Origin of the sequence: Hydrogenophilus thermoluteolus, from assembly GCF_003574215.1 — a bacterium.
Lineage (GTDB): Bacteria > Pseudomonadota > Gammaproteobacteria > Burkholderiales > Rhodocyclaceae > Hydrogenophilus > Hydrogenophilus thermoluteolus.
The window spans coordinates 1426057-1444687 of record NZ_AP018558.1; the positions used below are offsets into that span (position 1 = coordinate 1426057).

21 protein-coding genes are annotated in these 18631 nt (G+C 60.5%); 17 read left to right on the forward strand and 4 right to left on the reverse strand.

The window, feature by feature from the left end; genetic code table 11:
- Positions 1-17 precede the first annotated feature (17 nt).
- The 7 genes from HPTL_RS06940 to trmD all read left to right on the forward strand — a co-directional run bounded on the left by HPTL_RS06940 (position 18) and on the right by trmD (position 5754).
- On the forward strand, positions 18-863 hold the full coding sequence (locus tag HPTL_RS06940) for a lysylphosphatidylglycerol synthase domain-containing protein (RefSeq protein WP_119335332.1): 846 nt from the start codon (positions 18-20) through the stop codon (positions 861-863).
- Positions 860-1906 (forward strand): glycosyltransferase family 2 protein, encoded by a 1047-nt coding sequence (locus tag HPTL_RS06945; RefSeq protein ID WP_119335333.1) that lies wholly within the window; start codon positions 860-862, stop codon positions 1904-1906. The genes HPTL_RS06940 and HPTL_RS06945 overlap by 4 nt, the downstream gene beginning before the upstream one ends.
- Positions 1903-3486 carry an ArnT family glycosyltransferase gene (locus tag HPTL_RS06950; RefSeq protein WP_119335334.1) on the forward strand — a complete coding sequence of 528 codons (1584 nt, stop codon included), beginning with the start codon at positions 1903-1905 and terminating at the stop codon, positions 3484-3486. The genes HPTL_RS06945 and HPTL_RS06950 overlap by 4 nt, the downstream gene beginning before the upstream one ends.
- Positions 3483-4181, forward strand: coding sequence for a hypothetical protein (locus HPTL_RS06955; RefSeq protein ID WP_119335335.1), 699 nt, complete (start codon positions 3483-3485; stop codon positions 4179-4181). Before HPTL_RS06950 ends, HPTL_RS06955 begins: the two co-directional genes overlap by 4 nt.
- Positions 4182-4243: 62 nt before the next feature.
- Positions 4244-4492 carry a 30S ribosomal protein S16 gene (gene rpsP / locus HPTL_RS06960; RefSeq protein WP_119335336.1) on the forward strand — a complete coding sequence of 83 codons (249 nt, stop codon included), beginning with the start codon at positions 4244-4246 and terminating at the stop codon, positions 4490-4492.
- Positions 4493-4512: 20 nt separating this feature from the next.
- Complete coding sequence (gene rimM, locus HPTL_RS06965) at positions 4513-5028, forward strand: ribosome maturation factor RimM (protein ID WP_119335337.1); 516 nt, start codon at positions 4513-4515, stop codon at positions 5026-5028.
- A gap of 12 nt (positions 5029-5040) precedes the next feature.
- A complete protein-coding gene (gene trmD, locus HPTL_RS06970) occupies positions 5041-5754 on the forward strand; it encodes a tRNA (guanosine(37)-N1)-methyltransferase TrmD (RefSeq protein ID WP_197713624.1) in 714 nt (237 codons plus the stop codon).
- On the opposite strand, the gene HPTL_RS06975 is transcribed toward trmD, so the two are convergent.
- Positions 5744-6196, reverse strand: coding sequence for an Hsp20/alpha crystallin family protein (locus HPTL_RS06975; protein WP_119335338.1), 453 nt, complete (start codon positions 6194-6196; stop codon positions 5744-5746). The genes trmD and HPTL_RS06975 overlap by 11 nt on opposite strands.
- A 187-nt stretch (positions 6197-6383) precedes the next feature.
- Between HPTL_RS06975 and rplS the strand changes: the two genes are divergently transcribed.
- Entirely contained in the window at positions 6384-6773 is a 390-nt protein-coding gene (gene rplS / locus HPTL_RS06980) for a 50S ribosomal protein L19 (protein ID WP_119335339.1), read from the forward strand.
- A gap of 61 nt (positions 6774-6834) precedes the next feature.
- On the opposite strand, the gene lptG is transcribed toward rplS, so the two are convergent.
- Positions 6835-7926, reverse strand: coding sequence for an LPS export ABC transporter permease LptG (gene lptG / locus HPTL_RS06985; protein ID WP_119335340.1), 1092 nt, complete (start codon positions 7924-7926; stop codon positions 6835-6837).
- Positions 7923-8987: an LPS export ABC transporter permease LptF gene (lptF, locus tag HPTL_RS06990; protein ID WP_119335341.1), complete on the reverse strand. Its 1065-nt coding sequence runs from the start codon at positions 8985-8987 to the stop codon at positions 7923-7925. The genes lptG and lptF overlap by 4 nt, the downstream gene beginning before the upstream one ends.
- A 24-nt stretch (positions 8988-9011) precedes the next feature.
- Between lptF and HPTL_RS06995 the strand changes: the two genes are divergently transcribed.
- From HPTL_RS06995 to HPTL_RS07035, 9 genes are all read left to right on the forward strand, one after another.
- Positions 9012-10562 (forward strand): leucyl aminopeptidase, encoded by a 1551-nt coding sequence (locus tag HPTL_RS06995; protein ID WP_119335342.1) that lies wholly within the window; start codon positions 9012-9014, stop codon positions 10560-10562.
- 9 nt (positions 10563-10571) lie between these two features.
- Positions 10572-10997 carry a DNA polymerase III subunit chi gene (locus tag HPTL_RS07000; RefSeq protein WP_119335343.1) on the forward strand — a complete coding sequence of 142 codons (426 nt, stop codon included), beginning with the start codon at positions 10572-10574 and terminating at the stop codon, positions 10995-10997.
- Positions 10994-11410 carry a hypothetical protein gene (locus HPTL_RS07005; protein ID WP_145981800.1) on the forward strand — a complete coding sequence of 139 codons (417 nt, stop codon included), beginning with the start codon at positions 10994-10996 and terminating at the stop codon, positions 11408-11410. Before HPTL_RS07000 ends, HPTL_RS07005 begins: the two co-directional genes overlap by 4 nt.
- A gap of 31 nt (positions 11411-11441) precedes the next feature.
- Positions 11442-14297: a valine--tRNA ligase gene (locus tag HPTL_RS07010; protein ID WP_119335345.1), complete on the forward strand. Its 2856-nt coding sequence runs from the start codon at positions 11442-11444 to the stop codon at positions 14295-14297.
- A 109-nt stretch (positions 14298-14406) separates the two neighbouring features.
- The gene (locus HPTL_RS07015) at positions 14407-15171 is read left to right on the forward strand and encodes an ABC transporter substrate-binding protein (RefSeq protein WP_119335346.1); all 765 of its coding nucleotides are present in this window, start codon (positions 14407-14409) and stop codon (positions 15169-15171) included.
- Between the two features lie 34 nt (positions 15172-15205).
- Positions 15206-15964 (forward strand): amino acid ABC transporter permease, encoded by a 759-nt coding sequence (locus HPTL_RS07020; RefSeq protein ID WP_119335347.1) that lies wholly within the window; start codon positions 15206-15208, stop codon positions 15962-15964.
- Positions 15965-15967: 3 nt separating this feature from the next.
- Positions 15968-16714: an amino acid ABC transporter ATP-binding protein gene (locus HPTL_RS07025; protein ID WP_119335348.1), complete on the forward strand. Its 747-nt coding sequence runs from the start codon at positions 15968-15970 to the stop codon at positions 16712-16714.
- A gap of 21 nt (positions 16715-16735) precedes the next feature.
- Complete coding sequence (locus tag HPTL_RS07030) at positions 16736-17335, forward strand: MarC family protein (RefSeq protein ID WP_119335349.1); 600 nt, start codon at positions 16736-16738, stop codon at positions 17333-17335.
- 33 nt (positions 17336-17368) lie between these two features.
- On the forward strand, positions 17369-18310 hold the full coding sequence (locus tag HPTL_RS07035) for a DMT family transporter (protein WP_119335350.1): 942 nt from the start codon (positions 17369-17371) through the stop codon (positions 18308-18310).
- A gap of 55 nt (positions 18311-18365) precedes the next feature.
- Here HPTL_RS07035 and HPTL_RS07040 read toward each other — a convergent pair whose 3' ends face one another.
- A complete protein-coding gene (locus HPTL_RS07040) occupies positions 18366-18596 on the reverse strand; it encodes a sulfurtransferase TusA family protein (protein WP_119335351.1) in 231 nt (76 codons plus the stop codon).
- Between the last annotated feature and the right edge of the window lie 35 nt (positions 18597-18631).

The window sequence follows — 18631 nt, forward strand, 5'->3', positions numbered from 1 at the left end:
TGGGCCGAGCAGTTCGCATGATGGTCGCGATCGCCGTCACCGTCGGGTTGGCGGCGTGGTTCTTCCACCAGTACCACGACGCGGTCACCACCGCGCCTTGGCAGCAGTGGAACCTGCGCGATTTCGCTGGTCCTGCGCTTCTCATCGTCGCAAGCCACCTGCTGCGTGCGGCGCGCCTCCATGCGGAACTGCGCGCGCTCTCTTTTGCTGCCTGTTGGCGACTGCTTGCGTACCATACCTTCTGGGTCAATATCCTGCCGATGCGCAGCGGCGAGATGGCGCTGCCGTTGCTCCTCGCGCGACACCACCAGGTTCCACTCGTTCGCGCCACCGCAACCCTTTTGTGGCTGCGCGTGCAGGATCTGATGGTGCTCATCCTCCTGGCAGCGATTCTCTGGCCTGAACTCCCCTTGTTCGTCCGTTTGGGTATCGTCGCACTCCTCGTTGTAGCCCTCCTGCTTCTGCCCTTTTGGCTGGCGCTCGTGGAACGGTTGCGTTGGCCGTGGCTTGAACGCTTCATCGCCGCGCTGCGCATCGCGATTACCCATTCCCACTCTGTCTGGCATTGGACGATTGCCAATTGGTGTGTCAAAATCGCGGCGGTCGGGTGGCTTCTCGCTGCACTGCTGCCACTCGACGGTTTCGCAGCGTTGGGTGGCGCATTGGCCGGAGAACTCGCGGCGATTCAACCCGTTCAAGGCATTGCCGGATTTGGTCCTTATGAGGCGGCAGTGGCTGCGCTGTGCCAAACGTTTTATGCGATCCCCCTCGCTTCTGGCGTCGTGGCGGGGTTTGCCGCACACCTGCTGCTGTTGGCCGTGAGTACACTCATGGCGTTTTTGGCTTGGATCGGAAACCAATGAATTTGCCCGAACACCGTCTGTCGATCGTGGTCCCGTTCTACAACGAAGAAGAGAACATCGCGCCGTTGGTGGCGCGGGTGCATGAAGCCTTAGCCAACTACCCCTATCCGTGGGAGCTGATCTTGGTCGACGACGGTTCGACCGACCACACCTTGGAACGCATCGTCGAAGCGCAACAACACTACGGCGGCCACGTCCGACTGGTTGCGTTGCAACGCAATTTCAAACAGACCGCAGCGATGCAAGCCGGCATCGACGCAGCGCGCGGCGACGTGATCGTCACGATGGATGGCGATTTGCAAAACGACCCGGCGGATATCCCCAGGCTCGTCACCCGCTTGCTCACTGAAGACTTGGATCTCGTCTCCGGTTGGCGCAAAGAGCGAAAAGACGACTTTCTGCTGCGCACCTTCCCCTCGCGCCTGGCCAATGCGCTGATCGGGCGAATTACCGGTGTGAAGTTGCACGATTATGGATGCAGTCTCAAAGCGTACCGGGCTAGTGTCCTGAAAAATGTCACACTCTATGGCGAAATGCACCGCTTCATCCCGGCGTGGATGGCCACGGTCACCCACCCGCGTCGCATCGCAGAAGAAGTGGTAACGCACCACCCCAGGCGTTTCGGACAGTCGAAATATGGACTGTCGCGCACGTTTCGCGTGATTCTCGATCTGTTGTTCGTCTATTTCTTCATGCGCTTTCGCACCCGGCCCGGCCACTTCTTCGGGGGCATCGGGATTGCAGTGGCCGCCCTGGGCGGCTTGATCTTGGCCTACCTTTTTGGCGTCAAACTTTTTTTGGGAGAATCGATTGGCGGGCGCCCCTTGCTGCTGGCCGGTTTTTTCCTGGTTTTGAGCGGCGTGCAGTTCCTCACCACCGGCGTCCTTGCCGAGATGCTGACGCGGGTCTATCACGAATCGGGACGACGAACGCAGTACCAGGTGCGTACGATCACCCCTGCGGATACCGAAGCAGAGTGGCATGAGCCCGCGCAGTCCGAACCGAAAACGAACGATCCCGCACACGGAGTCGCATCCGTATGAACGGACGGATTGGGTTTTGCCCCGAACCGGTGGCAACGTCGCTGCGCGTCCGTAGCGTCTGGGCGCTCTTGCTGCTCTCCCTGGTCGTTGGTTTCGTCTTTTTTGCCCATTTGGGGGGGTACCCGCTCTTCGATGTAGACGAAGGGGCATTCGCGGAAGCCACGCGCGAAATGCTCGCCAGTGGTGACTACGGCTTTCCCATGCTCGACGGCGCCCCACGTTTCGACAAACCCATCCTCATCTACTGGTTGCAAGCAGCAGCGATGGCGCTTTTTGGTGTCGATACGTGGAGCGCGCGCTTGCCTTCCGCTGTCGCCGCGGTACTTTGGGTCTTCGCGACCTGGCATTTTGCCCGGCATCGCTTCGGCGCACGCCCTGCGCTCCTAGCCGCAACCATTCTGGCCACCGCAATCGGCCCGTGGGCGATCGGTCGTGCAGCGACTGCCGATGCGTGGTTGAACCTTTGGCTCGCGCTCGCTGCGTTCGACGCTTGGCGCCACATCGAGTCGCACCGCCGCGCCCCGCTGATTCGTGCCTATTTGTGGATGGCGCTTGGCTTTCTCACCAAGGGCCCCGTTGCGGTGCTCGTTCCTGGAGCGGCAGTACTCCTTTATTGCACGGCGCAACGCGAATGGCGCAGATTTTGGGCGATGCTGCGCGACCCCATCGGTTGGCTGGTGTTCCTTGCGGTCGCCCTTCCCTGGTACGGTTACGCGTTGTGGCGTGAAGGGTGGGCGTTCGTCGAAGGATTTTTCCTCAAGCACAACGTGCAGCGTTTTGCCGACACCTTGGAACGACACGGCGGCGATTGGTGGTATTTCCTTGCGGTCACACCGCTTCTCCTCGCACCGTGGACCTTCCTGCTCGTTCCCGCCCTCACCCGGATATGGGCCGACCGCACCGTGGCGCTACGCCGTTTTCTCTGGTTCTGGGCGGTTTTCGTCGTGATCTTCTTTTCGTTGGCCCAGACGAAACTGCCCCACTACGCCCTCTACGGCATCACGCCGCTCGCCCTTTTGCTCGCCAATCACCAGGACCATGCCCGTGGGAAATGGTTGGCGACCGTCCCCGTGCTTGCGGCACTCATCGTCGTGATCACCGCAACCCTTCCTGCGCTGCTGGTCGAAGTGGCGCAACGCTCGGATCGGCTCTCCCCCTTCCACCAAGCGCTTGCCGCCAGCGCTTTGGAAGCGTGGCCCGTTGAAGCGTACCTCGCTGCGGGTGCGGTACTTCTGCTCATCGTTGCGTTTTGGCGTTGCCAAGCACTGCTCAGCTCGGAGATCAGCGCTCTCCTGAGTGCCGCGGTGGTGTGTCTCTGGTTGGCGTTCCGTCTGTTACCCTGGGCCGGGGAGGTGCTACAAGGCCCCATTCAACGCGCGGCGGTTGCCGCGCAGGGGAAAGCGGTGGTCAATATCGGGCTTCGGGCACCGAGTTTCAGCTTTTACCGTCAAGCGATCACGCCGAAACGTCCGCCCGAACCGGGTGAGTGGTTCGTGACTCGGATCGATCGACTGCCTGAATTCCCTTATACGCTTCGTTACGAAGCACGTGGCGTCGTGCTGGGAGAACGAACACCATGAACCTGCGGCCGTTGCGTTTCACCCTGACGTTCGTTGCGATCGCGGCAGTCACGACACTTACCCTGCTGTGGATCGCGCCGCCCCCACATGCCGATGGGGAAGCCACCCCCCCGTGGCACGCTCAACAAAGCGGTGGGTATTGGGAAATCATGGGATGGACGCTGGGCGCCACCACGCCCGAACAGGTCGCGAAACGGCTCGGCAGCGACGTCCAGTGGGCAATTCTGCGTCGACCGGGGCAAGCCGTCGTACTCGAGGGCTGGGTACCCGACTTCGCCGTCCATGGGCTAACGGGAAAATTGCTGCTGCAATTCGAACTGCCGGAACCGTTGCAGGCGCTCGCCGAAGCCGAAGGACGGGGCGCCGAAATCACGGCAAGCGGCAACCTGCGACGCGAATTCGACCCCTTGCACCAGAGCGACCCCCGCTGGCGACAGGCAACACGGTTGCAACTGCTTACCTTCCTACCGAGTGTGCGCATCGATGCCGCTACCCTCGAAGCACGCTTCGCTGCGCTGGGGACAACGCCACGCCGCTGGCAAGACGAAACGCAAGCGACGCACTGGCTCTATGCGCTTTCCTGCGCCGCACCTTGTACGCCCTTGGGCGTCCATATTGCATTACCGGCTGAAAACGGTCGCCCGGTGATCGAGTACGCGCTCCTCGAACGGTTCGCTGCGCTCCTCCCTTCTTGATTTTCCCGCCTTTTTCGTTATAATGCGCTGCTTTCCCAACTAACGATTAGGAATCGACTCTCATGGTGGTGATTCGTCTTGCCCGTGGCGGCGCGAAAAAGCGCCCGTTCTATAGCGTCGTCGTTACCGACTCGCGCAATCGGCGTGACGGTCGTTTCATCGAGCGTGTCGGCTTCTACAACCCCGTGGCCTCTGGCAACGAAAAGCCGCTGTCGCTCAATCTGGAACGCGTCGATTATTGGGTAAGCAAAGGGGCGCAGCTTTCTGACGCCGTTGCGCGCTTGGTGAAGCAAGTCCGCCGCGCTGGCTAACCCGTTTTCGTATCGCTGCAATGAGCGAGGTCATCGTACTCGGACGACTTACCTCGCCCTTTGCGATCAAAGGCTGGTTCAAACTCCACCCTTTCGGCGACGACCCCGAATCGTGGCAGGCAATGCCACAGTGGTGGGTGTCGCCGGAGAGCGGCGCGCCACTCGATGCGTGGCAGCAACTGACCTTAGAAGCGCTAACCCCACATGGAAAAGGGTGGATCGTCAAATTTCAGGAAATCTCCGACCGCACTGCTGCGGAAGCGTACCGTGGCTGGTACGTCGGGGCGCCGCGTTCCGCACTGCCCGAACCCGAAGCCGACGAATTTTACTGGGGCGATCTCGTCGGCTGTAGGGTCGAAACTCCAAAGGGCCAGGTGTTGGGCGTGGTGATAGAGCTCATTTCGGCCGGTGCGCACGATGTCTTGGTCGTGCGCAATGACAAGAAAACGCACCTCATCCCGTTCGTCCGCGCCTATGTCCCCACGGTGGATCTCAACGAGCGGCGAATCGTAGCCGATTGGTCCCCCGAATGGTGATCTGACCCGTTCGTGCGTTGCGACATCGTCACCCTTTTCCCCGAAATGTTTGCCGCGCTCACCGAGTACGGTGTGACGGGACGCGCCGCGAAAAGGGGGCGTTATACGCTCGTCTTCCACAATCCTCGCGACCACACCCCGCTCCCCCATCGTCAGGTGGACGATCGCCCCTACGGCGGGGGACCCGGCATGGTCATGCGGCCCGAACCCCTCACCGCGGCGATCCGCGCAGCGAAAACCGCCCAACATACTGAGCTGGGTTTCACCGGCCCGGTGATCTATCTTTCACCCCAAGGCAAACGCTTCACCCAAGCCGATGCCCACCGGCTTGCGCAGTACCCGGCGTTCACGCTGTTGTGTGGACGTTACGAAGGGATCGATCAGCGCGTGATCGACCTCGAGGTCGACGAAGAGCTGTCGCTGGGTGATTTCGTCTTGAGCGGTGGCGAACTCGCAGCGATGGTGGTACTCGACGCCACGATTCGGTTGCTTCCCGGTGTTTTGGGTGATGCCGAATCGGCCCGTCGCGACTCGTTCCAGGCGGGCTTACTCGACCATCCCCACTATACGCGCCCGGAAACCTTCGAAGGGTTACGTGTGCCCTCGGTACTGCTTTCAGGCAATCACACTGCGATACAAAAATGGCGGCAGGCGCAAGCGATGGAACGCACTGCGCGCTGCCGCCCCGATCTTTTGGACGATCGCAAAGACGCATTCAACCCTTGATTTCGATCCGTTTCGGCTTCACCGCTTCACTCTTGCCGATCCGTACTTCGAGCACCCCGTCTTTGAACTGCGCGGAGATCTGATCCGGATCGGCATCTTCGGGCAACGTGAAGCTGCGAACGAACCGACCATAGACCCGCTCGACGCGGTGATATTTCTTGTCTTTCTCTTCTTTCTCTTGTTTGCGTTCGCCACTGATCGAAAGCACCCCGTTTTCCAACGTCACATGGACGTCGTCCTTCGCAAGGCCGGGCAAATCGGCTTTGATCAGATAGCCGTTTTCGTTCTCCTCGATATCGACGAGCGGCGCCCAGTCAGCCATCCGCATCGCTTCCTGCCCTTCGCTGCTCGGCACGAGCGAACGGCTCATCAACGCCGCCAGTCGATTTTGCAGTTCTTCCAGTTCCCGAAACGGATTCCATGGCATGATGCGCGTGGTCATGGTGACACCTCCTTTCGTTGCTTTCCCAATCCTGGACTTTTATTTAGGTGCACGCTTCTGCTTTTCAAGAGGTCGAAGCAAGGAATGCACCCGCTTTTCTTTTTGTTTCACTTTGGTACAATTCCAGCTTTTCACTGCACCACCAACCCTCGGGTTGCTCTGGGCACGAAGTCGAAAGGAGCCAATCATGAACCTGTTGGAACAACTCGAACGCGAAGAGATCGAACGCCTCACTCAGGGTAAGACCATCCCCAACTTTCGCGCGGGGGATACGGTGAGTGTCGCAACGCGCGTCGTCGAAGGGAACCGTACACGGATTCAGAACTTCGAAGGCGTCGTGATCGCCAAACGCAATCGCGGGCTCAACTCGTCGTTCATCGTCCGCAAAATCTCTTCCGGCGTCGGGGTCGAGCGCACCTTCCAACTCTATTCCCCGCTCATCGAGTCGATCACAGTAGTGCGCCGCGGTGACGTGCGCCGCGCCAAGCTCTACTACCTGCGCAACCGCTCCGGGAAGTCGGCGCGTATCAAAGAGTTGGTTGGCGCCAAAGCGCAGAAAGCCTCGCGCGCCATCTAACCCGCTTTTCTCGATCCCGCAAAAAGCCCGCGAATGGTTCGCGGGCTTTTTTACGATTCCTTCAACGTTGTTCGATCCGCCACCACAAGGCGATTGCCAAGAACGCAAAGAAGAGGAGCGGCAGCAGCGCGGAAACGAACGGCGAAACCCCCCAAACGGCAACGATTCGGTCGCTCAGTTGCGTGAGCAGGAAAAACGCCACGCCCAACATCGTCCCGGCAAAGACCCGCCACCCCAACTGCACCGTTCTGCTGTGCCCCATCACGAAAGGAACGGCAAGGGTGGCCATCACCACCAACAAGAGCGGCAACAAAACTTTACGCCAAAACGCTGCCTCGAACGGTTTGCTCTCTCCCCCGTTCTTTTGCAAAAATTGAATGTAGCGGTAAAGGACGTCGAGCCTCATCCGCTGCGGTTCGACCCAGAGCACTGCCAGTGTTTCCGGCGTGAGCTCACTACGCCAGAAGTGGTCCCGGAGCGTTTCCTGACGGACTGCGTCATCCTGAAAGGTACGCCGCTCGACCTCGGGAAAGTACCATCCCTCTTGCGCTGCATCGTAAATCCCTTCAGGCGCATGATCGATCGCCTGCAACCGCGGTTTATCGCCCGGTTCGAGCCGATACCACCAGACATCGCCAATCGTTTGCGCGTCGCGCACGGCACCGATGTGCACGAAACGGTCCCCATCGCGGACCCACAAACCGCGTCGCGGCGAACGCTGCGCCGCATCGACGCCGATCCCCTCATCCCATTGCCGCGCCAGCCGTTCGGTCACCGGTACAACCCATTCGGCCAGCGCCATCGTCGCCGCGGCGACCGCCAGCGCGGCAATCGCAACCAGCCGCCACAATCGATAGGGGGACAACCCCACGGTGCGCAACACCGCCAACTCCGAATGACGCGCCAGTTGCGCCAATGCGACCAACGTTCCTACCAACAACGCAACCGGTGCCATTTCGACCCAGCGGCCGGGTTGCAACAACAGCGCGTACCCCAATACCCGAAAAACCGTCCATCCGGGTTGTCCCAAGCGATCCAGTGCGTCCAGAAAATCGAAAAAGAGCAACAAGCCGCCAAAAACCGCGCCGACCAAAAGGGTTCCGCGCAGAATGTTCCCGACCAGCCAACGCGATACCAGGTGGTTGCACATCATCGCGTCCGCCTCATGCGCCAGAGATAAACAAGCACCAGCAGCGCAAAAAAGAGCAGGTGTGGTGCCCAGAACCCCACGGCAAAGGACGTTCGACCCCGAACGACGTACGCCTGAGCGAGCGACAACAGATTGACATAGGCGAAGAACACGAGGAGTGCAACGAAGAGCGTCACACCCCGCACCGTACGCGGTTCTGCCTCGGCAAGGGGTAACGCGAACACCATCAGCATTACCGCGGCAAACGGTAAGCCGAAACGCTGCACCAACTCACCTGCCGCCGCCCGGTGCCCCTCGTGCGCCATCTGCCACAGGGACGCGGTCGCGACGGCACGGACACGCTGCACCTCGGAAACCGGTTTGGGCGGTGTCACCCAAAGCGCCTGTTCGCGAAATTCGATCACCCGAAAGGCCAAAGGAGACGCCCCCTCCTCATACCGCGCTCCCGACGCCAAAACCACCCATTTGCCATCGTCGCGATTTTCGACGCGCGCACCATCGGCAACGACGATCATTTGTCGCCCCGCTTGCCACTGGCGCATGAAAAAGAGGCCCACGGCATCCTCGCCGCGCGGAGCGACGAATAGGACCCGGTGCCCGTCCTTCGACTCGCGAAAAATCCCGGGGGCAACAGTCTGCGTCTCGTCTCGTGCTTGTGCCGCAGCTTTCAAACGATCCTTCTGCTGCTCGGCAAAGGGCACCAACCACGTCGTCAAGAGCGCGAGCCCCAGCGCCAAGACCATTCCCAACCCCAACACCGGCACCGCCAACCGCCAACGCGACACCCCCAACGCGCGCCAAACGGCCCATTCGCTGTCTCGCACCCAACGCTGCATCACAAGCAGAGTCGCGGCAAACGCACTGAGCGTCACGATGAGCGGCAGCTTCTCACTGATGGCCCACGGCAGATACGGCAGATAGAGATCAGACGGGAGGTCGCCGGCGGCAACCGTACCCAACAGACGCACCATCGACACCGCGGTCAGGATCAATATGAGTGCCACCGCGATGAGTAGCGCCGTGCGGCCGATCTCGGCTAGAATGGAACGGTCGAAAACTTTCATAGAAACACAGGGAGCAGTAAACTTATGAAATTTACCATATCGGATCTCCCCTTCGAAAAGATTGCGGCAACGACGCTCGTCGTACCGCTCTTTACCGACGAAACCGATCCCAATCGGGAACGGCTCGACAAAGTGACGAAAGGCAAATTCGGTCGCTTGTGGGCGCAAGAGGTCGACCGCGACGTCGTTGGGCAAATCTTCCGCTACACCGATCTTCCTGGCCTTGCGGCTTCACGCCTTCTGGTAGTTTCCCTCGGGGAACGGGGCAAATTCACCGCGCAAAAATGGGCCAAAGCAGCACAAGCCGTCGCGACCGCGCTCGCCAACGGCCCGATCGGCTCGGCTGCGCATCTTTTAGCAAGCGTCGACCTGCCGCAGGTGCCGCTCGCGCAACGGCTGCGCCTCCTCACCTATTGGTTTCGTCAGGCACAGTACCGTTACGATGCCACGCTGGGCGAAAACAGTGCCAAAGCGAAAGCGCCCAAAGGGGCGGATCGCGTCGAACACCTGATCCCGGAAGCGGCAACGGACGCTCTTTACCGCGCGGTTGCCGAAGGGGACGCGATTGCCGAAGGGGCGCTCCTCACCCGCCAACTCGGTGACCTACCCGCAAACGTCTGCACCCCCGAATACCTCGCGGAAACCGCTGAAAACCTGGCCAAAGCGCACGATCTGAAATGCCACGTGCTCGACAAAAAAGAGGCGGAAAAACTGGGCATGGGCGCCTTTTTGGCGGTTGCGGCCGGAGCCAAGCGTCCGCCGAAGCTCATCGTGCTCGAATACCGGGGTAGCGGCGTGAAGAAAGCGGAACGCAAACCGATCGCGCTCGTGGGCAAAGGGATCACCTTCGACACCGGCGGGATCTGCCTCAAACCCGCGGCGCAAATGGATGAGATGAAATACGACATGTGTGGTGCAGCAACGGTATTGGGGACGATGAAAGCGATCGCGCTCATGGCGCTGCCGCTTGACGTCGTCGCCGTGATCCCTGCCACCGAAAACATGCCAGGCGGAACGGCAACGCGTCCGGGTGACGTCGTCACCACCCTTTCTGGGAAAACGGTCGAGATCCTCAACACCGACGCCGAAGGACGGCTGATCCTCTGCGACGCACTCACCTATGTGCAACAGCGCTACCGCCCGAGCAAAGTGGTCGATATCGCGACGCTCACCGGCGCGATCATCATCGCACTGGGTAAAGTCGCAACAGGCCTCATGGGCAACGACGACACGCTCCTTGCCGAACTCAAAGCCGCTGGCGACGAAGCGTTCGATCGCGCCTGGCCGCTTCCGCTCTGGGACGATTACCAGGAGCTCCTGAAGAGCCGTTTTGCCGACATCCCCAACATCTCGAGCGGGCGCGACGCGGGTTCGATCACCGCAGCGGCATTCCTCTCCCGCTTCATCGAACCGGGCACCCCGTGGGCCCACCTCGACATCGCCGGAACCGCATGGCTTAGCGGCGAACAGAAAGGAGCAACGGGCCGCCCGGTGCCGCTCCTTACCCACTGGTTGCTGAAAGAGGCCGAACGCGCCCAAACGGCGCACGCCGAAACGGACCAACCGGCCGACTGACCCGCGACGATGGTGTGCCGCGTCCGCTTCTTTCCCGATCAAAGCCATCCGCTGGATACCGCGGTGCGCCTCATCGAGCGCGCCTATCGCAGTGGCCGCCAGGTTGCGGTTCGTCTCGAAGACGAACCACAACTGGCGGCGCTCAGCAAAACTTTGTGGGAATCCCGTCCGGGGTTTTTTCTGCCCAACGTCCGGGTGAGTGACCCCATTGCCGCAGAAACCCCGATCGTTTTGCTGCTTACCGAAGAGACCGTTCCCACGCCACGCCCCGTTTGGGTGAACTTGGCGCGCGCCGCGTTTGCGTCGCTCCCGGACTGCGAATGGCTTTTCGAAATCGTCGGAACCAGTGAAGCGGACAAAGCGCCCGCGCGTGAACGCTACCGATACTACCGCGCTTTGGGTTGCGCGGTCGATGTTGCCCGAGGAACGCCATGATGGTTCGCCCCCCTTTTGCCGATGACGACCGACCCGCATGGGCGTCTTCCTTGCGTTCAACCCCAAGCACCGCTACGCTTACCTCGCCGGAAATCCCGCCGGTACCGCTCGACGCGTTGCCGGTGTTGACCGAAAAAGCGGAGTTCGCGCCTTCCCAAACCGTGCAAGCGCCTTCCGGTGCGCCGCCCACGCCAGAAACAGCCACAGCCACACCGACGTCACCCGGAGCGTCTGCCCCAGCCATGAACGCTCCAGCCCTCACCACAGAAGAGGATGACGAAGCGTTTGCGCGTTGGGTTGCCGAACGCACCGCAGCGCTCGTGCACGAAGAGCTGACGGCGCTCACCGAACGGGTCCTTGCGCGGCTCGAATGGGAGCTCAAGCAAAAACGGCGCGGGCGCAACCGGCTATAATTTGCCTTTTACCGACGCAACCCGGACGACGATGGAACTCGAAAAAAGCTTCAATCCTGCTGCGATCGAACAACCGCTCTACCGCCATTGGGAAAGCGCGGGTTACTTCAAAGCGGGTTTCGACCCCGACAAAAAACGCGCCTACTGCATCCTGATGCCCCCGCCGAACGTCACCGGAACGCTCCACATGGGGCACGGGTTCAACCAGACGATCATGGATACCCTCATCCGCTGGCGGCGGATGAGCGGCGACAACGTGCTCTGGCAACCTGGCACCGACCACGCCGGTATCGCCACCCAGATCGTCGTCGAACGCCTGCTCGAAAAAGAGGGACTGACCCGCCAAGAGCTCGGCCGCGAAAAGTTCCTGGAGCGCGTCTGGCAGTGGAAAGAGTACTCGGGCAGCACCATCACTCAGCAGATGCGTCGGCTGGGTTCCTCTCCCGACTGGAGCCGTGAGCGCTTCACGATGGATGAGGGGCTATCACGCGTCGTGATCCAGACCTTCGTTCGCCTCTACCGCGAAGGGTTGATCTACCGCGGCAAGCGGCTCGTCAACTGGGACCCCAAGCTCAAAACCGCCGTTTCGGACTTGGAAGTGAATGCGGAGGAAGAAGACAGCTTCCTGTGGTCGATCCACTACCCGCTTGCCGACGGTCCCGTCGATGGCGTCGAGGGCGTGATCGTCGCAACGACCCGCCCCGAAACCCTCTTTGGTGACACCGCGGTGATGGTTCACCCCGACGACGAACGCTACCGCCACCTCATCGGCAAAACGGTCTTGTTGCCGCTCGCGCACCGCCGAATTCCGATCATCGCCGACGAAGCGGTCGACCCCACCTTCGGGACGGGCTGTGTCAAAGTCACACCGGCGCACGACTTCAACGACTTCGCCGTGGGGCAACGCCACAACCTGCCGATGATCAACATCATGCGGCTCGACGCCCACCTCAACGACAACGTCCCCGAGCCATTCCGTGGGCTCGACCGCTTCGTGGCGCGCGAACGCGTGGTCGAAGCGCTCAAGGAACAGGGGCTGCTCGTCGACGTCAAACCCCACCGCGCGATGATCCCGCGTGGCGACCGCACCGGTGTCGTACTCGAACCGATGCTCACCGACCAGTGGTTCGTCGCCACCACCAAGCCTGCGCCCGACGGCAAATCGCTCGCGCAGAAGGCGCTCGAGGTCGTCGACAACGGCGAAATCCGTTTCATCCCGGAAAACTGGACCAACACCTACCGTCAGTGGCTCACCAACATCCAGGATTGGTGTATCTCGCGCCAACTCTGGTGGGGGCACCAGATTCCCGCCTGGTACGCAGCCGAAGACGAGGGCAAAGAGAACCCGCGCTTCTGGGTTGCCCACGACGAAACGGAAGCGGCGCAATTGGCTGCTGCCGATGGCTACACCGGCCCGCTCGTGCGCGACCCTGACGTGCTCGACACCTGGTACTCCTCTGCGCTTTGGCCCTTTTCGACCCTCGATTGGACTCCGGAATACCCAGCGCGATCGAACCCGGCGCTCGACCTCTACCTCCCCTCGTCGGTGTTGGTGACCGGCTTCGACATCATCTTTTTCTGGGTGGCGCGCATGGTGATGATGACCACCCACATCACAGGGAAAATCCCGTTCCGCGACGTTTACGTGCACGGGCTCATCCGAGACGCCGAAGGGCAGAAGATGTCGAAGTCGAAAGGGAACGTACTCGACCCGATCGACCTCATCGATGGCATCTCGCTCGATGCACTCATCGAAAAGCGCACCTTCGGTTTGATGAACCCGAAGCAAGCCGAAAGCATCGCGGCACGCACCCGCAAAGAATTCCCGAACGGGATCCCCGCGTTCGGCGCGGACGCGTTGCGCTTTACCTTCGCCAGTCTCGCCTCACCCGGGCGTGACATCAAGTTCGACTTGAACCGGTGCGAAGGGTACCGCAACTTCTGCAACAAATTGTGGAACGCCGCGCGCTTCGTGTTGATGAACACCGAAGGACACGATTGCGGCTTGGCAGACCACCAGCCGAATGCCTGCCAAGGCGAATACCTCGACTTTTCGTTTGTCGACCGTTGGATCGTCTCGCGACTGCAACGCGCCGAACACGAAGCCGACCAGCATCTCAACGCCTACCGTTTCGACCTTTTGGCACGCACCCTCTACGAATTCATCTGGGACGAGTATTGCGACTGGTACCTGGAGCTCGCGAAAGTCCAGCTCAAGAACGGCACCGCGGCCCAACAACGCGCCACACGGCGAACCCTTCTGCGGGTATTGGAAGCGACATTGCGCCTTGCCCATCCGGTGATTCCCTTCATCACCGAAACCCTGTGGCAAGCCGTCGCCCCGGTTGCCGCGCGCAAAACCACCGACTCGATCATGCTCGCGCCCTACCCTGTCGCGCAACCCGAACGTATCGACGAAGCGGCGGAAGCCGCGATGGCCGACCTCAAAGCGATCATCAACGAAGTGCGCAGTATTCGCACTCAGATGGGGCTCAAACCCGGCGAACGTGTTCCGTTGCTCGTCACCGGCTTCGACGCCGCGCAAGCCGAGCGGTTTGCCCCTTACATCGAAGCACTGGCCAGGGTCTCGGCGGTTCGAGTCGTTCCCGAACTGCCTGAGCAACTCCTTGCCCCAGTCGCCGTTGCCGCAGGCGGGCAATGGATGCTCGAAGTCACCGTCGATCTCGAAGCCGAAAAGGCTCGGCTGACGAAAGAGCGGCAGCGGCTCACCAACGAAATCGCGCGCGCCCAAGGGAAACTGGCAAACGAAGCGTTCGTTACGCGCGCTCCTGCAGCGGTCGTTGCCCAAGAACGCGAACGTCTGGCGAAATTCACCGAAGAGTTGGCCCAGATCGACGCACAGCTGGCCAGACTCGAACGGCGCTAATCCCCTAGCAAAAATACACGCCCCTGTCAAGGCGGGAAAATCCCGCTTTTCCCGCCTTGACCATGCCACTACAATCGTGCGGTTCGTTCGATTGCGTGGAGGTACCGCGATGAAGCGCCTGCTGATCACTGTGTTTGCCGCATTGTCTGTACTGACTGCCCCAGCATGGGCACGGGACTGGCAGACCATCCAGGCTTCTGGGAAACTGCACGCGATCACCGAGGGCGCTTTCTACCCCTTCAACTACTTCGAAGGACAAACGCTCACAGGGTTTGAAGTGGAACTCGCTGAAGCGATCGCCAAAGAACTCGGGCTTGCCATCGAATGGCGTACGGTGCCCTTCGACGCGCAGATCGCTGCAATCCAGCAGGGACGGTACGACTTCGCAATCGCTTCGCACGGGTACACCGAACAACGCGCCAAAGCGGTCGATTTCACCAACCCGCACTATTGCACCGGCGGGATGATCGCGGCCCGCAAAGACGGCCCGTTGACCGTCAAAGCGCTGGCTGGAAAAACGGTGGCGGTTCAAATTGGCACCAGCTACCTCGAAAACGCACGCAAAATTCCCGGACTCAAAGCGCTGAAAACCTACAAATCGGACCCGGAAGCGTTCGCAGCGCTCAAAGCCGGCAAAGTCGACGCCTGGATCTCCGACCGTTTTCTGGTCAAAGCCACGCTCGAGAAAAACGGTGATCCCAACCTGGCAGCTGGCGAACAAGTTTTCTATGAGCGCGTCTCGATGATTCTGCAAAAGAACAACCCCGAACTCAAGGAAAAACTCAACGAAGGGCTTGCCGCGATCATGCGCAACGGTGTCTACCAACGCCTGTCGCAAAAATACTTCGGCGAAGACGTCTCCTGCCCCGAGTGATCTCGGTTGATCCTGCGCGGAGCTCGACCCCATCATGGACTGGATTCGCCACCATCCTGGCGCAGCGATCTTTACCGCGCTGATCGGTTTGTTGATTTTCCTCTGGGGGATGGCGATCCCCCTCTCCTACGCCCCAGAACCGATCGGCCCCGCGGCGGAGCTCTTTGCCGAAGGAACGCGGGTGACCGTCGGGCTCACGGTCGTCTCCGGTCTTGCCGGGCTGGTCCTTGGTGTCCTCGTTGGATTGGGTAACCTGTCCCCGATCAAACCGATCCGTTGGTTCTGCGCGTTTTACGTGTGGGTCCTGCGTGGCACCCCGCTCCTTCTGCAAATCTTGTTCGTCTGGTTGGTCCTTCCCACCCTCTTGCCCGCGGAATGGTCGCTCTCTGACTTCATCCTGGCCGCAATCGCCCTTTCGCTCAACATCGGCGCCTACAATTCGGAATGCGTCCGGGCCGGCATCCTTGCCGTTCCCCATGGGCAGATCGAAGCCGCAAAAGCGCTCGGGTTCTCCCCCTTCCAAACCTTCTGGGACATCGTCCTGCCCCAAAGCATGCGGATCGCGCTCCCGGCTTTGGCCAACAACCTGGCGTCGCTCGTCAAAGATTCGTCGCTTGCCTACGCGATCAGCGTGGTCGAACTCACGATGGTCGGCTACCGCATCCAAGCCGAAAGTTACCAACCGATCCCTGTGTTTCTGACCGTCGGAGCGATCTATCTCATTCTCACTACGGCGTTTACCACCATGACCAACGCGATCGAGCAGATGCTCGACGTCGGCCGGAAGCGCTGAATCATGAACGAACACCCGATCATCGAAGGGATCGACGTCCATAAACGGTACGGCGCTTTTCACGCGCTCAAAGGGGTGACCGCCCGCTTCTATCCCGGCGAGGTCACCGCCATTTTGGGCCCCTCCGGTTCGGGCAAATCGACTTTCCTGCGCATGCTCAATCGGCTGGAAAAACACGACGCGGGCCAAATTTTCATCGACGGCATCGAACTCAACGACGATCCGAAGCACCTGGCTGCCATCCGACGGGAAGTCGGGATGGTGTTTCAGAATTTCAACCTATTTACCCACCTCACCGTTCTGCGCAACGTCGCTCTGGCACCGATGCGCATTCGTAAAGTCGCCCGCAAAGCAGCGGAAACGAGAGCAATGGCGCTTCTTGAACGGGTGGGCTTGGCCGACCACGCGCACAAATACCCGATTCAACTCTCAGGGGGGCAACAACAGCGCGTGGCGATTGCCCGCGCACTGGCGATGGACCCCAAAGTGCTCCTCTTCGACGAACCGACCTCCGCCCTCGACCCCGAAATGGTCAATGAGGTTCTGACGGTAATGCGCGAACTGGCCCACACCGGCATCACGATGCTCGTGGTCACCCATGAGATGGGATTTGCCCGCGAAGTCGCCGATCGCGTCCTCTTTTTCGACCAGGGCAGCATCCTGGAAGACACCACGCCAGACCGCTTCTTCAACGATCCGGCACACGAACGCGCACGCGCGTTTCTGGCACAAGTCAAACACGGGTTCTAAAATTTTCCGCTTCGGTGCGCTATGACCAACGAACTGCTCTCGCTGCTCGTCCTGTTGCTGATCCTGTTGGATCCGGTTGGCAACATTCCACTGTTGATCTCGTTGCTGCGCGGCGTCGCCCCTGAGCGACGCGTCCACATCATCGTGCGGGAAAACCTGATCGCAGCAGCACTGCTCGTCCTCTTCGTCTTTTTTGGCGACTGGCTCCTTTCCACCCTACGCCTCACCCCTGCTGCGTTGGAAATCTCGAGCGGAATCATCCTGTTTCTGATCGCAGTGCGTATGGTTTTCCCTTCGCCCACCTCTGCACCCGAAGAGGCGATGCGACAAGAAGAACCGCTGATTGTACCGATTGCCGTTCCGATGATCGCCGGCCCTGCGGCGCTTGCCACCGTATTGCTCACTGCGCGCCAAGGGTTCGAACCGCTCACCCTGATCCTGGCGATTCTGGCGGCAGTAGCGATCAATACCGTTGCCCTTTTGGCGGGCGAGCGCATTGCGCAACGCCTAGGTCGCGCCGGTATGGCTGCAATGGAACGGCTGATGGGGCTGATTCTCACGACGATGGCCGTGCAGATGCTGATATCCGGTTTGCGCGCCGCCTTTTTCGCCGCGTCGTGAGCGTCACGATCAGCCACCATTAGGTAACCGACGATGAGCCCCCGTACTGCCGACCTGTTGCTGCTCACCGCTGCAGCCATCTGGGGCAGCACCTTCGTGGCCCAAAAAGAAGGGATGGACCATTTCGGTCCGTTTCTCTATACGGGTCTGCGTTTTTTCTTGGGTCTGTCGCTCTTGGTTCCGCTGGCGCTAAGACAATGGCATACCTACCGCCGGCGCCATGCCACGCCCACGCCTCGGCAGCTCTGGCCCATTGCCGGGTTGGGACTCTTGCTCGGTACTGGGATCGTCCTCCAACAGATCGGGATCGTTTCCACTACGGTCAGCAATGCGGGCTTCTTGACCGCGCTTTATATTCCTCTGGTCCCGATCCTCGCGTGGTTACTCGACGGCAACCGACCCCATTGGCTCGTTTTCCCGCTCACACTCCTCACTTTTTTTGGCACCTTCCTCTTGGCTGGCGGCCAGTTCGACGGGTTCAACCGTGGTGATGGGTGGGTCATCCTCAGTAGCCTCTTCTGGGCACTGCACGTCCATTTCGTCGGTCACGTCGTCGCCCGCTTAGGAATGCCCATCGTGATCGCGTTCGGGCAATATCTGGTCTGTGCGGTGCTGACGACTGCCCTAGGGTTGCTGTTCGAGCCGTTCGACCTGGCTGCGCTTCAGGCCGGTTGGCTGACGATCGCCTACGGCGGGATACTCTCGGTTGGTATCGGCTTTACCCTGCAGGTGATCGCACAACGCCACACACGCCCTTCGGAAGCAGCGATCATTCTGAGTTCGGAAGTGCTTTTTGCGGCGCTGGGGGGCGTTCTCTATTTCGGCGAACGGCTGACTCCGCTCCAATGGCTCGGCGGGTTGCTGATTTTCGTCAGTATCGTCCTCATCCAGCTCCCGTGGCCTAAGCGCGCGATCGCTGCCGCACCTCAGCACGGCACGACGCTATGCGCTTCACAAAAAGAAGAGCGCTCTTGACGTCGCGCGCAACGGGATTTCCGTGGCTCACGTGACCACCGAAAACCCTTGTTGTTTACCGCCGCTTGAGAAAAAATTCGAACGACTTGTCGTCGCGTTCCGTCACCGCCAACAGTTCGTTTCCGGACTGTTTGGCGAACGCCGTGAAATCGGGCACCGAACCCGGGTCCGTGGTCAGCACGCGCAGCACTTCGCCCGATTGCATTTCCGCGAGCGTCTTTTTCGTCTTCAAAATGGGCAGTGGGCAGTTGAGCCCACGCGCGTCCAATTCACGATCGAATTCCATTGGGTTCCTCATCCAGGATATTGGGGATGGCTATT

Excerpts from the sequence above, each read along its gene's own strand:
- HPTL_RS06940 (WP_119335332.1), top strand. The coding sequence starts at position 18 with ATGATGGTCGCGATCGCCGTCACCGTCGGGTTGGCGGCGTGGTTCTTC.
- HPTL_RS06945 (WP_119335333.1), top strand. The coding sequence starts at position 860 with ATGAATTTGCCCGAACACCGTCTGTCGATCGTGGTCCCGTTCTACAAC.
- HPTL_RS06950 (WP_119335334.1), top strand. The coding sequence starts at position 1,903 with ATGAACGGACGGATTGGGTTTTGCCCCGAACCGGTGGCAACGTCGCTG.
- HPTL_RS06955 (WP_119335335.1), top strand. The coding sequence starts at position 3,483 with ATGAACCTGCGGCCGTTGCGTTTCACCCTGACGTTCGTTGCGATCGCG.
- rpsP (WP_119335336.1), top strand. The coding sequence starts at position 4,244 with ATGGTGGTGATTCGTCTTGCCCGTGGCGGCGCGAAAAAGCGCCCGTTC.
- rimM (WP_119335337.1), top strand. The coding sequence starts at position 4,513 with ATGAGCGAGGTCATCGTACTCGGACGACTTACCTCGCCCTTTGCGATC.
- HPTL_RS06975 (WP_119335338.1), bottom strand. The coding sequence starts at position 6,196 with ATGACCACGCGCATCATGCCATGGAATCCGTTTCGGGAACTGGAAGAA.
- rplS (WP_119335339.1), top strand. The coding sequence starts at position 6,384 with ATGAACCTGTTGGAACAACTCGAACGCGAAGAGATCGAACGCCTCACT.
- lptG (WP_119335340.1), bottom strand. The coding sequence starts at position 7,926 with ATGATGTGCAACCACCTGGTATCGCGTTGGCTGGTCGGGAACATTCTG.
- lptF (WP_119335341.1), bottom strand. The coding sequence starts at position 8,987 with ATGAAAGTTTTCGACCGTTCCATTCTAGCCGAGATCGGCCGCACGGCG.
- HPTL_RS06995 (WP_119335342.1), top strand. The coding sequence starts at position 9,012 with ATGAAATTTACCATATCGGATCTCCCCTTCGAAAAGATTGCGGCAACG.
- HPTL_RS07000 (WP_119335343.1), top strand. The coding sequence starts at position 10,572 with ATGGTGTGCCGCGTCCGCTTCTTTCCCGATCAAAGCCATCCGCTGGAT.
- HPTL_RS07005 (WP_145981800.1), top strand. The coding sequence starts at position 10,994 with ATGATGGTTCGCCCCCCTTTTGCCGATGACGACCGACCCGCATGGGCG.
- HPTL_RS07010 (WP_119335345.1), top strand. The coding sequence starts at position 11,442 with ATGGAACTCGAAAAAAGCTTCAATCCTGCTGCGATCGAACAACCGCTC.
- HPTL_RS07015 (WP_119335346.1), top strand. The coding sequence starts at position 14,407 with ATGAAGCGCCTGCTGATCACTGTGTTTGCCGCATTGTCTGTACTGACT.
- HPTL_RS07020 (WP_119335347.1), top strand. The coding sequence starts at position 15,206 with ATGGACTGGATTCGCCACCATCCTGGCGCAGCGATCTTTACCGCGCTG.
- HPTL_RS07025 (WP_119335348.1), top strand. The coding sequence starts at position 15,968 with ATGAACGAACACCCGATCATCGAAGGGATCGACGTCCATAAACGGTAC.
- HPTL_RS07030 (WP_119335349.1), top strand. The coding sequence starts at position 16,736 with ATGACCAACGAACTGCTCTCGCTGCTCGTCCTGTTGCTGATCCTGTTG.
- HPTL_RS07035 (WP_119335350.1), top strand. The coding sequence starts at position 17,369 with ATGAGCCCCCGTACTGCCGACCTGTTGCTGCTCACCGCTGCAGCCATC.
- HPTL_RS07040 (WP_119335351.1), bottom strand. The coding sequence starts at position 18,596 with ATGGAATTCGATCGTGAATTGGACGCGCGTGGGCTCAACTGCCCACTG.